We start from the raw sequence: 13,746 nt of genomic DNA, 5'->3' as shown, positions 1-13,746 counted from the left end.
GCGCTCCTAACCCCTCATGGGGTGACGGGACATTCGCCCCGCCCATCACAGGCGGCCGCTTTGGCGCCTCCTAACCCCTCATGGGGTGACGGGACCGGGCTTGCTGTCCGAGATCGCCCCGTCTTCGACGACCTCCTAACCCCTCATGGGGTGACGGGACGGGCGATGAAGAGCAGCCCGAGCGCCTCGATTCCGGCCTCCTAACCCCTCATGGGGTGACGGGACCCCTCGCCCGGAAATACCGGGGCCGGGACGCGCGCCACTCCTAACCCCTCATGGGGTGACGGGACGAGCCAAGCGCCCGGCTTCCGGTCCTATCAGGTCAACCTCCTAACCCCTCATGGGGTGACGGGACTGAACTCCTCCGCCTATATGGATCTGGTCGATGACGCCTCCTAACCCCTCATGGGGTGACGGGACCCGGGGGGCCTTAGCCTCGCTCGGGTAGACATAATCTCCCTCCTAACCCCTCATGGGGTGACGGGACTGGAGGTCTCTCGCGAAGACCTGAAGCGCAAGGCGTCCTCCTAACCCCTCATGGGGTGACGGGACAAGAGCCACGAATTCGGCGAGAAAGGCGTGGAGCGCCTCTCCTAACCCCTCATGGGGTGACGGGACTGCCCGGCGGCGTCTGGGCTATGGGCGGCTTCGACCTCTCCTAACCCCTCATGGGGTGACGGGACGGGGCCATAGCTGCCTCGGCGAGGATCATCCCTTCATCTCCTAACCCCTCATGGGGTGACGGGACAGGAACCGCTCGGCGACTCCCGCCAAACCTTCGGAGAACTCCTAACCCCTCATGGGGTGACGGGACGCGCTCGCGCGCGGCTTGGCTTCCTCGCTCGGCGTCACCTCCTAACCCCTCATGGGGTGACGGGACCACGGCCACGTCATAGCCTTGACGGCCCTCAGCGACCCTCCTAACCCCTCATGGGGTGACGGGACGGGAACCTTCCCCATTGACGATCTGGGAAAAATCCCACTCCTAACCCCTCATGGGGTGACGGGACACGCCGCCCCGACGGATATGGAGGCCTCCGCATGAGCCTCCTAACCCCTCATGGGGTGACGGGACGCCTCGACCACGCCCGCCACCTGCAGCTCGACTTCGTTCTCCTAACCCCTCATGGGGTGACGGGACCGGCGCAAAAAAGGAGGCGGATCATGACCTCCAGCCTCTCCTAACCCCTCATGGGGTGACGGGACAGCGATCCGCTCTGTCGTCCGACCTGGTTTGACGAACTCCTAACCCCTCATGGGGTGACGGGACGGCCCCATCGTCCGCCATGCCCGACGCATGGGCCGCCCTCCTAACCCCTCATGGGGTGACGGGACCGATGAACCTAAATTAGGCCAGTTTTGGCCTACCGTCCTCCTAACCCCTCATGGGGTGACGGGACGAGCGTCGCGCGAGGTCGATCAGGCCCTTGTAGCCGATCTCCTAACCCCTCATGGGGTGACGGGACGCCCGAGGGGCGTCGCCGCCGACGTGGCGATCGAATCCCTCCTAACCCCTCATGGGGTGACGGGACCTTGCTGCTCCGCCGCCTCTTGCAGCGTCACAGGGCCTCCTAACCCCTCATGGGGTGACGGGACCGCTCTTTCGCCATGGCCGCCGAATAGGCGTCGGGCGACTCCTAACCCCTCATGGGGTGACGGGACGCGGAGCGTCGCCTTGAGCATGTCCACAGCCTTCGCCCTCCTAACCCCTCATGGGGTGACGGGACTTGGACCGGTATGAGCGGCGACGGCGTGGCGGCGCTCTCCTAACCCCTCATGGGGTGACGGGACCCGGGCTCGTGGGTGAGCGTCACGACGCAGGGGCCGTCCTCCTAACCCCTCATGGGGTGACGGGACCCCCTTCTCCCGCGCCTCGGAGGCGACCATGGAGCGCGCTCCTAACCCCTCATGGGGTGACGGGACCCGAGGAGCTGACCAACTGGGCCTCTCCGAAGGGCGTCCTCCTAACCCCTCATGGGGTGACGGGACGCGCCGCTGATTTTCTTCGCGAAAGGCGTCCCGCAGATCTCCTAACCCCTCATGGGGTGACGGGACAATCGCTCTACGCCGACCAAAAGCGCCGCCGCGTGAACTCCTAACCCCTCATGGGGTGACGGGACGGCCCCGCGGAAGGTTGGGATCTAGAGGTTCCCACCTCCTCCTAACCCCTCATGGGGTGACGGGACGCCTGATCGCCGCCAGAGGCCAACCGCGAGGCTTCGGCCTCCTAACCCCTCATGGGGTGACGGGACACGATATTACTCCAGAGGATGAGGCGATTCTGACTCTCTCCTAACCCCTCATGGGGTGACGGGACCTGCAAAAGAAAGAGAAAAACCGCGCATCTCAGTGAACCTCCTAACCCCTCATGGGGTGACGGGACTCCATGCTCGCGGCTTTGGCGCGGCGCTCGGCGGCGCTCTCCTAACCCCTCATGGGGTGACGGGACTCGCAGGCTGGCGTCCGGCCGGAGGCCCAACGAATTTCTCCTAACCCCTCATGGGGTGACGGGACAAGAAGATCTTGGGCCTTCACGAAAGTTGCGCGGGTCTCCTAACCCCTCATGGGGTGACGGGACAATCCGAGATCGCGCGCGATAATGTTCTGGTTCAGCACTCCTAACCCCTCATGGGGTGACGGGACCGGCAATGGCTGACCCTGACCCGATCCTCACGCTTGACCTCCTAACCCCTCATGGGGTGACGGGACTCCCGGCGCCGCTCTTTGCGCATTGGGTCAAAAAGATCTCCTAACCCCTCATGGGGTGACGGGACCATCGCCCAAGGGCGAGGCCAAGCCGGACGATGGCGGCTCTCCTAACCCCTCATGGGGTGACGGGACAACGTCGTTCACATCCTGTTCGTATTGGTTGTCGGCCTCCTAACCCCTCATGGGGTGACGGGACGGCCGTGGCCGCGCCTTGGGGCGCTTCCGCGACGCCCTCCTAACCCCTCATGGGGTGACGGGACGCCTATCAGGGCTCCGTGACGCAAGAGCCCGTCGCCAACTCCTAACCCCTCATGGGGTGACGGGACACGCGCGACGACCCGAGGATCTGGACTCGGACGGCGAACTCCTAACCCCTCATGGGGTGACGGGACCCAAGAGCAGCAGCAGGCCGCCGCCCGCGAGGCGACCTCCTAACCCCTCATGGGGTGACGGGACGCGACGCATAGCCCTGCCGCAGTTTTCTCGGAAGCTCCCTCCTAACCCCTCATGGGGTGACGGGACTGATTGTCTCAGTTTCCGCGAGCCATAGACTCCGGCTCCTAACCCCTCATGGGGTGACGGGACGACGGGAAACGCCGCCGAAGCCTATCGGCGAGCCTATCTCCTAACCCCTCATGGGGTGACGGGACAGGCCCGCATTCGCGCCCGCCGCGCCATACCATTCGCCTCCTAACCCCTCATGGGGTGACGGGACCCTCTAAATTTCAATGAGCAAGCCTGAAAGCAGGCGTTGAAAAAGCGCTGAAATGCTCTGAAATCCCGCTCTTTACCACTACGCGCCCCCAAGCCAAACGCACGATGAGCCAGCGTAGTCAGAGTATCAAAGAGCCTAAGGAATGGCGCAAGAGCTCTTTCTCCTCCAGCGCTCCATTGCCCTCGTTCTTCACCAAAGACACAGCCCGCAAATTATGCCGATTGGCCGTCTGAAACTGCAAGAGGCGATCTCCAGGCTCCGCGACCTTCAGCAGCGCCGCCCTCAGTTTGCGATATTGCGATTCCGTCAGATCTCCCGCGAAAACCGAATTCTGCTCATGAGTCAGGAATTTCACCAGCAGCTTCTTGTAAACCTCGGTTCGCGCCGACGACACGTCATAGGTGATCACGAGGAACATCAGATCCGCCGTCTCCATGGCTTGTAATCGTCGATCCCCAGAAGATCCCGCTCCAGCCCCAGAGCCTCCTGACGGACGATCTCCCGAAAGGAGGCCTCGCCCTGCGCGCGCTCCTCCGTCTTGCGCACCCAAAGCTCCAGCGTCTCGACGCGGCCCCGCTCTGAGAGGCGGCAGATGCCTTCCTCCTCATGAAACCACTCAGGCTTGACCATGCCGCGCAGGACGGCCTCGAAAATCAGCGTGTCGCAGATGGCGGGCTTGAAGATTTCAGAGAGATCCAGCGCCAGAGAAGACCGCGCCTCGCGCGAGGCATGGAGGAAGGAGACGCAATCATCCAGATGAGTTTTGGAGATCTCGTTGCGGGTCAAGGCGTAGGCCAGCCCGTTGAACCAGGAAATCAGGCAATTGATCGGATTATTCGGCGGCCTTCTTCTGCGCGGTCCAAAAGCCAGAGCCTCGTCGATCAGCGGCCAGGCTTCGTAATAAAAGGCGCGGATCTGGCCCTCGATCCCCATCAGGCTTTCCGCGCTCTCGGCCCCGGAAATGCGCTCCGATAGTTTTTCGATGGAGACGACCGCTCCCTCCAGAGCCCGATTCCCGCGATAGCTGCGATATTTCAGATTAGCCAGAATATTGCGCGCCGCCCCGCTTACGAAGGCCCGGGCGAAACGCATCCGTCTCTCCGGATCCAGAGCCGCCGCGGCCTGAAGCAGCCGCACCCGCCCTGAAGCCGGAGAGCCTTTCGGCTCGAAGCAGCCGACGACGTTCCCATGCCAGTCCAGCACCGTCACCCGCACGCCGTTGCGACCGCAGAGACCCAGAACCGCAGTGGTCAGATGGGCCTCGCCCGCCACGATCACATGCTTCAGCCCCTCGATGGGCGCCCGGCGCCGCGCGCCGGAGGCCGTGAGGATGAGCAACGTCGAATGCTCGCGGGAGATCTTGACGTCTTTGGTGAGATACAGCGTCTCCATCAGACGAACCCGCAGAGAAAGCGGTAAGAGCAGGAGTCGCAGATCGGCTTGCGCGTGGTCTTCGGCGCAGAGAGCGCCGCCGCCAACTCGCCCAAGCGCTTGGCCATCGCCAGCATGCGCGCGATCTCCTCCGCTCCCACTGCGACGGGCAATTTCTTGCGCCCGCCGACGATCTCATTGGCCGCCGTCCATCTGCGGCCGGTGGCCTCCATGAGCAGCAGCGCATAAAAAAGCGTCTGCATGGAGACCGCCCGCCGCGCGCCCGCCGAGCCCTTCGCCTCGATCACCTCGCGCCTCGCCCAGTCGATGCGGTCGGGCGCGAGGCCCATCAGCCCCTCCACCGAGCGGTCGCGCGGGCGATGCAGCTCATGCGCCACGGCGCCCAGCTTCATGCGCTCCTCTAAATGGGCGTAATCCACCCGATGCAGATGCAACCAAGCGCGCCTTTCGCAAAGCTCCAGATGCTGGAACAAAAGCCCATGCAGCTCATAGGCTTCGACCGTCGCGACGAAGGCGCGGATCGGCGCCTCCCAATCGCCGAGCTCAGTCGATGACGCTCGCGCCATGGCCTCCCGCCTCATTCTGGACGAAAGGGACGATCTGCGTGCGGTTGACCAGAGCCAGAGCCGTTTTGAGAGCGACCTCCTCATCTGGCGAGAGCGGACCTTCCAACTCCTTGCGGGCGTTGCGGCGCCAATGGGTGGCGATGTCCTGAAGCGGCAGAGTGATCCGCCGCCCCGTATGAGGGAGCAAGGCCTCCTCCCGACGCTCCGCGCGCTGGCCGCCCAATGCGCCTTCGAGCGAGGCGATGGGGCGCGAGACATGGACCGTCACGCCCCCTTTATCGTCGACGACGGCGGGAGAACGGAGCAGTTCATCCGTCGCGGCGTAAAGCAGCCAAGGGATGGATTTGCTTTTGCCGCCGGGTTCGACCAGCGTCACTTTGGGCAGAATCATCCGCAGATTTTTCGCTTCATTGAGAAAAGCTTCCGCCCAGGCTTTCGTGAAGTTCCAACGGCTCGCCAGCAAGGGGTCGAGGCGCTTTTTGATCTCCGCAGCATGTTTCGGACGAAAATTCTCCAGCGCGCTCCCGAGGCCCTTGTAATGCGCGCTCCGCTCCAGAGCCGCCCAGAAAAGCCCGGCGCCCCAGATCGCGGATTCCGGCATGGTTTTGAATAAGCCGTCCGTTTCGATCTGATCGGCGGCGAGATCCTCCGGCTTGGCGTCGAAGCGCGCGCGGGTCGCCTTCAGCACGAGATCCGTGAAGCGGTCCACAGAAATGCGCTCGCCCTCGTCGGCGAGCAGCTTGGGCAGATGCCGCAGCCAAGCCTGACGCGGGCGCGCCAAAGCCGCTTCATTGAGCAGCACGACGACTTCTCCGGAAATGTCGCCGCGCGCCGCCCGTCCGAGCCTTTGCACGAAGGAGCAAGCGTCATGTCCGGGCTCCATGAGGATCAGCCCGGCCTTGAAGGTCACGCCCATCTCGACGCTGGAGGTGGCGATCAGGACCTTGAAGTCGCGCGGATCGGTCTGACGGCCGATGGTGAAGAAGCCGTCCATCTCGCGCTCAACGCTGTCGTCGGAGGAGTTGATGGAGAGACGATCCTCCTGCCGGACGCCGATGGAGTCGAACCAGACGGCCAGAGCCTGTTTGTCCTGCAGCAATTGGCGGATGGAATCGTAGATCACGACCACTTGACGGCCCGCGTCCTCCCGCGCGAGGGTTTCAAGGATGCGCGGCTTATGCGCCTCCAGCAGGCTTGGGAGATCCGTTCCCGGCTCCAGCCTCACCCGCACGTCGCCATGCAGGGCGCGCATGGCGGACGTCGCCTCCGGCGCCCCCGTCACGACGGTCTCCTGAGCCGTCACGATGGCGGCGGCCTCGATTCCGAAGCCCGTCAGGGTGGTCCGGACGTCGATGGGCGTGGCGGAGAGAAAGGTGATCTTCGCGGTCCGCCCCATGCGGCTGGCGATGGCCGCCAAGCCGCAGGACAACCCCATGCCGCGCGCGTCGATGCTGTGGAATTCGTCGAAGACGATATGATCCAGACGCAGGAGGTCGAAGGGATTTTCGGCGTCCTGCCCGTCGCCGCGCCGATGAGCGTTCAGCAGATACCAAGCCACGCTTTCCGGCGTCGCGAAGATCATGAAGCCGAGGCCCTCGGGGGCGAGATCCGGGCGGATCTCGCTGCGGATCTGACGGATGCGCAGATCCCGGAACCTCACTTCAGGATGAGCCTCCTCATGCGCCCTGCGCCCGTCCGAGGTCCAGAGGAAGATCCGCGCCTGAGCCTCCTCCTTGCTCAGACCGGCGTCGAGCAGATCCTGAAGCAGCCCCTCCATGAGGTTTTGCGCCAGACGCCGCGTCGGGACGATGAAGAGGATGCGGGAGTCGCGTTCCCGCATGGCCTTTTGAAAGGCGTAGCTCTTGCCCGCGCCCGTCGGCGCGGAGAAGATCCGCACGGCGGCCTTCTCCTCGATCATGCGGGCCTGAAGCGGCGAAAGTCCGGTCTGCGGATCGGAGGGAACCGCATGACGCGGAATGACGAAGGAGAGGGCTTCGGTCATGCGGAGGCTCCCATCTGGAAGCCGCGCCATGAGCCGACGATCTCCGCCGCCGCCGCCAGCTTCATCGGCGCCGTGAGCTGGATGTCGTAAAGCGCGAAGACGTCGGCCTGCATCGCCTCGACCTCCGCGCCGAAGAGCTTCGCCGTATGAAGATTGAGACGCGCCTCTTCGATCTCCGGGGCTCGGCGCAATTCGATCAGGCCGCCGAGATGGCGTCCTGTGCGCAGAATGAGGCTCTCGATCTTGCGCCCTTCGGCTTCGGAGGCCAGCTTGAACGGGTCGGGGCCGAAGACCGCGCCCTCATAGGCGACGCCCGGCGGAACCTCCTGAATATAAAACCAGGTCTTGAGATTCCCGGTTCCGGTCGCGTCCATCAGCTTTTTCTGATAACCGCCTTCCGCATCGAGATTCAGCCGCTTGCCGATAGGCGGCAGCAAGCGGGGATTCTGCGCCTCGAAGGCTGAGCAAAGCCAAGGCAAGGCCTCCAGATCGCGCCGGTAATCCTTTTGCGGCAGGGCCGTCGAGGCCGCCAAGGCGCCCATCGCCCCCGCCAGAGCATAGGACATGGAGCGGTCGGCGAGATAGCTGGAGAGGGTCGCGGTTCCCGAAGGAACCGCAAGGCTGTGATAATGGAACGGGGTCAGCGAGACGGCCCGAACCGGAGTCGCGACCGGCGCGCCCATCCTCAAACTCCCTCGAACCAAGCGTCGAAATAGGCCCCGACCTTCCCGGCGGTCGCCTTATAGGCGCCGCGCAGGGCGGGGTCGTCGGCTTCGAGCCGCGCGATCAGATCCTTTTGCGTCGCGAGGATCGCCTCGCCCGGGATCTCGACCGGCCAGGCCGCGCGATAGAACTCCGAAAGAGCCCTGGAGACGGCGGCCGCGTCGTCGGGATCGACGCCCTGCTCATAAAGCCGGTCGATGGCGACATAGGGGCTGCTCAGGTCGCGTTCGAAGCGTCCGGCGAAGATCCCGAGCGGATGATTGCGGACGTTCACGCCATAGATCGAGGTCGCGCCGCCATAGGCGCCCGCGAGGCCAAGGCTCAAGAGCAGATGCTCCACCGCCTCCGGCGGGGCGGTCTTGCCGTTGAAGGCGATGGTCTGGAGCAGCAAAGTCCCGGGCCGCAGGAAATGGCGCTCGAAGATATTGGTCGAATTCGCCTTGCTCTGGGCGTCGAAGAGCGAGCCGTCTTCGGAGGCGCGGTTATGGAAGGTGCTGTCCACGCAATCGCCATAGGGCTGGATCGACACGGCGTCGGAATATTGCGCGGCTGCCTTCACCGGCAGAACCTTCGAGCCGTGATTGGCGCTGTCGCCGAAGACCAGCGTGTTGAGGTCGAAGCGGGCGGAGGGCTTTTCCTTGCCCACGAAGGCGGTCTTGTTCTGAGCCGAGGCCCCGCCCGCCTCGAAATAGCGCAGGACCTGCAGGCCGCGGGCGCGCTCGCCGAATTTGAACTTATTAGCGACGGCCCGGGCGTGGCGGCGGCCTTTGGAGTCGATGTCGGTGATCTCCGCCTCGGCGTTGCGGAAGGAGGCGGGCGAAATCACTTCGCGCAGAACCACCAGAACCGCGGAACCGAGGTTCTTCAACGCAGGCTGGGCGTAGCTCTTGCCCTTGTCGTCGCTGGCGGTCGAAAGCAGGGAATCGAGGCCGCCGAGATAGGGTTTGATCGCGTCGAGGGTCATCAGTCTTGCTCCGCAGGGGTTGTCTGGGCGTCTTGCGCGGCGGCCTCTTGGGCCTCCTCGTCGAGGGGCTTGGCGCGCGGACGATAGGATTCGTTGTCGAAGGCGACCTGATAGATCGCCAGAGAAATGCGCCGGGCCTTTGCGGCGGGTTGGCGGTTTTTGAAGACCTCGGGCCAGAGGCGCTCGACGAAAAGCGTCGCCGTCTCCATGGCGGCTTTGCGCGGGAAGGGGAGGCCCTTCTCTTTGCCGCGCCAAGCCAGCCGCGAGGAGCGTTCGAATTCCTCCTCCAGCTTGCCGGCGATTCCGGCCTTGAAGCTTTCCGGCCCGATCTGGCCGATCTCGGCGCATTCGTCGATGGCCTCCAGAGCGATCCGCAGCCCAAGGCTCCGTTCGGAATTGCTGGCCTCCCGTTTGGGAGCGGTCTGAATCCGGGTCATCGACCGGGCGTAGTCGATCAGAAGTTCGTCGCTTTTGGTCATGGGGATGTCGGGGCTCCTCACGAAGTGTCTCAGGGGATGCGGGAGGGGGCTCGTCTTGAGCTTATCCTCCGGCAGGCGGTTGAGGGCGGCGAGCGCCTCGCAGGCGGCGGCGAAACGAGTGGCCGGATCGGCGAAGCGCAAAGCGAGCTCAAGTCCGAGGTTCGGCGCGTCGGCCATATCCTCGATCAGGCCGAGCAGGCGCAGGGCGTCGGGGAGCTGCTCCAGACGCAGCGAGGCGCCGCCCATTCCCCGCTCGATCGCGCCGGGCAGGAAGTCGAAATGAACATAAGCGTTGTTCGGCGTGGGCAGGCCCTTGAAGACATGCACCGGGCGCCCCAGACGCAAGGCCGCCTGCATCATCATCCGCGCCAACTTAACGGCGTCCGCCGTCTTGGGCGGAATGGAGACATGGCGGGCGAACATCACCCTTTGACCATAGGTCTGGGTCTCGGGATAGACCTCCTTGCCGGGTTTGGCCTCCAGCCTCGCGAGGTCGTAATGGTCGATCTGGAGGAAATCCTGATCGGCCTCCATGTTGAGGCTCGCGAAAAGCCCCATCATCGTCGGCGTGGAGACATAGGCCGGAACGTCGCCCCCCCCGCGCCCTTCGCTCATTAAAGAGCGCAGGCGATGTTCGGCGGCGGCGGGCGCCGAAACCAGAGTCTGGGATTTCGTCCGGTCGAAAAACTCCGGACGGCCTTCGCGGCCGGAAAAGGCGCTGACCTTGAGCCCGTCAAGGCCGGATTTGGCGTCGATCTCTGCGTCAAGGCCGACGGGCGTATTGGTGAAATGGCAACGACCGGGGGCCTGCTCATCCGCCGAGAGAAATCGGCGGTTCAGGGCGGCCCGGAGCCAGATCGTCGCGGCTCCGGCGAGGGCCGCGCCGGGATCGCCGATCTTCTCCAGAAGTCCGGCCCTTTCGACGCCGTCGCCGCAGAGCCAGAGCTTCAGAAGGCCGTCTTCTCCGAAAATCCTGTCTGAAAGCTCTGAATCCTCTCCGGCGAGGCCCGCCGCCCAGCCCGCGAGCAAGGTCTGGCGGCTGAGCCTATGCTCAAGCGCGCCCAGCCATTCGGGCGGAGCATGGCCCTCGGCCTCCAGCAAGGCGAGAAGCTCGGCTTCGCGTTTGGCGGCGTCGGGCGTGCGTTCGGCGAGGCGTTTCTCCCCGGGCTCCGTGCAGCCGAGGCCGACGACCAAGGCGGCGGCGTAGCCGCGACGCGCGACCTCCAGCTCGTCCAGAGAACCGCCGCGCGTGGGCCATGGCTGATAATGCTTGCCGGGGAATTTCTCCAGACCGGCGTAATTCGTCGGCAGGCCGAGCGGAATCAACAGCTCGTCGATGGAATCGCGCAGGGAATTCGCGCCCGTCAGCAGATCGACATGAACGAAAAGAGCCTTCGAAGCCTCGTCCGGATTATCCTCCAGCACGCTCAGCAGGTCGTGAATCCCTGAGCCGCCTTCGAGGATGTCGCGGGCGCCGCGCGGATTGGTCATCACGCGCATCTTGAGCCGAAGGCGCCTCGTCGCTTGGGCGATCCCCTCCTCTATGGCGACTTCGGCGACGGCCTCAGGGATCAGAGCGAGCAATTCGCCGTCATGATGAATCTCGATCAGCGGCGGCATGCCCGCCAACCTCTGAACGGCGTGGGACAATCCGATCTGCAGCTGGTTCAGCAGAAAGGGCGTATGGGCCGAACGCAGATGGACCACGCGCCACGCGCCCAGAGCGGCTTTCGCGCGCAGCCCCTCGAATGAGGCCCATTCCTCCAGCATGTCCCGCACGCCGTTCGGCGTTTTCAGGAATTTGCTCTCCATCCGATCCGCGAGGCGCGCATACAGGCAATCCTTTTGCGCCTCGTTGGAGAGCAGACTCATGCCCGGCGCGGTCAGATTGCTGCGGCTGACCTCCACCGCGTGGATCATCGAGAGGAGATCCCCCGGATCAAGCTCGACGCCGGCTTCCTGCAAAAAAACGTCGACGCGATAGCGCGTCATCAGACCCGCCACGTCTTGAACCGTCAGTTCGTCCACCCGGCTCTTGTCCAGCATCTTGTCGGCGTCATGCAGGAAGCCGACCGCGATCTGACGAGCGACGCGTTTGCGGATCTGATCCTCCGACGCCTTGGCGGCGCGCAGATCCAACTCCGCGAAGACCGCCGCCCCGCGCGCCACCGAAACCAGATGATCGAGCAGGCTGACGTTGCGGAAGAGCTTGCGCTTTTCAAAGGCCTCGCCCTCCGCATAGCCGCCCTTGCCGGAGATGCGGCAGAGCCAAGGCGTCCGAGGATCGATCCGCTTGCCGGCGGCCACGTCCTTGGCGGCCTTCTCGGTGAGCGGCCCCTGTTGGAAATCCCGCTCAGCCGAGCCGAAGGCTCCCCGCCGAACGACTATCTCCATGAAAGAATCGAAAAGGTCTCGGGCATGGGTCAGCATGGCGGCCTCACGACATCAGCGCGGGGCAGCCGTTGCCCGCCCGGGTCTTGGCGCCGAAGCCCGCCAGATAGGCGAAGCGGACGTCTTCGGGATCGCCGCGAAGCGTCAGGGGGGCGGCGAAGCCGGGCAGGATCATGCTGCGTCCGTTCGGAAAACGGCGAATATGGATCAGATGCTTCCTGCGGCCGTCGGTGCGCGCCGTCAGGGGGTCGATGACGATCTCAAGGTCGAGTTCGCGTCCGGCTCGGCGATTAAGTCCGGCTTTGAGCGCCGCCGGGGCCTCGGCGACGGGCAGCTCCTCATGAAAGCGGGTCTTGGCCTTGCCCTCTTTCGCCGCTGGCAGGATGAAGGGGCTGATGAAGCCGATCATGATCTCGTTCGCGCCCGGCGCGAGATCGTCGCAAGGCTGGATGCGGGCCTCGGCGCCGTCGATCACGTCGCCGTTGCAGGATCTCACCCGCGCTTTGGCGGCCTCCAGCCGGGGCAGAGCCTCTCTGAAGGCCGGATGCGGCGAGGAGATCACCACGGAATTGACGCGACGCTTGCGGCCTGGAGCGGAAAAGGCCTCCATGCCGAAGGTCCAGGGGAAAGCCTGCTCGCCGACGACTTGCTCGGAGGTCAGCCCGGCCTCGGTGAACATGGCGACCAAGGCCGCATTGAGGCTGTCCGTATATTGGACCAATTGGGGACGCATCCTGAAATCGAGTCTGATTCGCATTGCAGCCTCCGCGCGATTGAATGTAGTTTTGATTAAGCATGATTTTTAGGATCATAAAAGGCAATATTCAGCGCAAATGATCACAGATAAAAATTCTCTTGGGATATGGCCTGAACCTTCCAAAAGGGAGAAATCCATGCTGGAGTATCTGGCTTGCTGGGAGGGCGAATTAAGCGCCCGACGTCTGGCGGAGTTGACGGCGAGGTCGCGCGAAGACGCCCAGCGCCGGATCATCTCAGGCTATCAAAAAGCCCACCCGGGAAGACTGGTCCCGAGCGGCCGCCTCAAGAAATTCGCGGATGCGACCGGAGGATTGGCGTTCGCTCCGACCTCCGCATCGGCCCTGCTGGATGTGATCCGCGGCGAGCATCGTCTGGCGGAGGCCTCCGGCGAAGAGCCTCGTTTCGGTCCGCCTCTGGAGGAGATTTCGACCTTCGGCTTCAGCGAGCCGGATCCCGACGTGTTCCAGCGCCTTTACGCCGCCTGCGTCGGAAGGCGCGCGGTGCGTCTGGATTACGCGGCGAAATCCGGCCTCATGGAGTGTGAGTTCAGTCCGCATGCTTTGGTGCGGGATGGAGTCAGAATCCATTTTCGCGGCTACGCCTCGACGGCCTATCGATCTTCGACGCCTTATCCCGACCCCTTCCGGCAATATATCGATCTTGCGCCCGCGCGCGTGAGGCGCCTGATCCATGAAGGCGATGTCGCGGGTTACGTCTCGGATGCGGGCGACGCCGATTGGCATGCGCGCGAGACGCTGATGTTTCGCCTGAACGACGACCTCCCTCAGGAGATCCTCAGCGTGCTTGCGGTCGAGCATGAAGGCGGCGAGTCGAGCGGCGATTTCAGGATCAAGAAGATCCCGAATATTCGCAAGGCTCTGAGAATTTACGTGCAGAGATCCTTAAGACACAGGGCCTTCGGCGACGTCCTTTATGAGATCTGGCTGCCTGTCCCGATTGACGTCGAAGCTCGACCGTGAAGCGAAGGCGGATATCAAACGGCGCAGATTTTCCGGCGAAGGCGTCCGCCAGCCCTTCAAACGTCT

9 protein-coding genes and 1 CRISPR repeat array are annotated in these 13,746 nt (G+C 64.0%); of the genes, 1 reads left to right on the top strand and 8 read right to left on the bottom strand.

The genetic code is table 11. The features are described 5' to 3' along the window. Positions 1-3: 3 nt before the first annotated feature. A CRISPR array of direct repeats spans positions 4-3,424; the repeat unit is 28 nt; unit sequence CTCCTAACCCCTCATGGGGTGACGGGAC. 118 nt (positions 3,425-3,542) lie between these two features. Genes cas2 through B161_RS0107020 form a run of 8 tightly spaced genes read right to left on the bottom strand, consistent with a single transcriptional unit; the run spans position 3,543 to position 12,698 of the window. After that, positions 3,543-3,860, bottom strand: a complete 318-nt coding sequence (cas2, locus tag B161_RS17165) for a CRISPR-associated endonuclease Cas2 (protein WP_018632669.1) — start codon at positions 3,858-3,860, stop codon at positions 3,543-3,545. Continuing rightward, complete coding sequence (cas1, locus tag B161_RS0107050; protein ID WP_018632668.1) at positions 3,842-4,816, bottom strand: CRISPR-associated endonuclease Cas1; 975 nt, start codon at positions 4,814-4,816, stop codon at positions 3,842-3,844. Before cas1 ends, cas2 begins: the two co-directional genes overlap by 19 nt. After that, positions 4,816-5,382 carry a Dna2/Cas4 domain-containing protein gene (locus B161_RS0107045; protein ID WP_018632667.1) on the bottom strand — a complete coding sequence of 189 codons (567 nt, stop codon included), beginning with the start codon at positions 5,380-5,382 and terminating at the stop codon, positions 4,816-4,818. Before B161_RS0107045 ends, cas1 begins: the two co-directional genes overlap by 1 nt. Then, positions 5,360-7,384 (bottom strand): DEAD/DEAH box helicase, encoded by a 2,025-nt coding sequence (locus B161_RS0107040; protein ID WP_018632666.1) that lies wholly within the window; start codon positions 7,382-7,384, stop codon positions 5,360-5,362. Before B161_RS0107040 ends, B161_RS0107045 begins: the two co-directional genes overlap by 23 nt. Further along, the gene (locus B161_RS0107035) at positions 7,381-8,067 is read right to left on the bottom strand and encodes a hypothetical protein (RefSeq protein ID WP_018632665.1); all 687 of its coding nucleotides are present in this window, start codon (positions 8,065-8,067) and stop codon (positions 7,381-7,383) included. Before B161_RS0107035 ends, B161_RS0107040 begins: the two co-directional genes overlap by 4 nt. 2 nt (positions 8,068-8,069) lie before the next feature. Then, a complete protein-coding gene (gene cas7d, locus B161_RS0107030; RefSeq protein ID WP_018632664.1) occupies positions 8,070-9,071 on the bottom strand; it encodes a type I-D CRISPR-associated protein Cas7/Csc2 in 1,002 nt (333 codons plus the stop codon). Then, positions 9,071-11,944: a hypothetical protein gene (locus B161_RS0107025; protein ID WP_205619216.1), complete on the bottom strand. Its 2,874-nt coding sequence runs from the start codon at positions 11,942-11,944 to the stop codon at positions 9,071-9,073. The genes cas7d and B161_RS0107025 overlap by 1 nt, the downstream gene beginning before the upstream one ends. 43 nt (positions 11,945-11,987) lie before the next feature. After that, on the bottom strand, positions 11,988-12,698 hold the full coding sequence (locus tag B161_RS0107020) for a CRISPR-associated endoribonuclease Cas6 (RefSeq protein ID WP_018632662.1): 711 nt from the start codon (positions 12,696-12,698) through the stop codon (positions 11,988-11,990). 136 nt (positions 12,699-12,834) lie between these two features. On the opposite strand from B161_RS0107020, the gene B161_RS0107015 reads away from it, so the two are divergent. Then, the gene (locus B161_RS0107015) at positions 12,835-13,680 is read left to right on the top strand and encodes a hypothetical protein (protein WP_018632661.1); all 846 of its coding nucleotides are present in this window, start codon (positions 12,835-12,837) and stop codon (positions 13,678-13,680) included. Positions 13,681-13,746: the final 66 nt, after the last annotated feature.

This window comes from Neomegalonema perideroedes DSM 15528, assembly GCF_000374145.1.
GTDB classification, from domain to species: Bacteria; Pseudomonadota; Alphaproteobacteria; order Rhodobacterales; family Rhodobacteraceae; genus Neomegalonema; species Neomegalonema perideroedes.
Note: the sequence above shows the minus strand (reverse complement) of the source record. Positions and strands in the feature narration are given on the sequence as shown.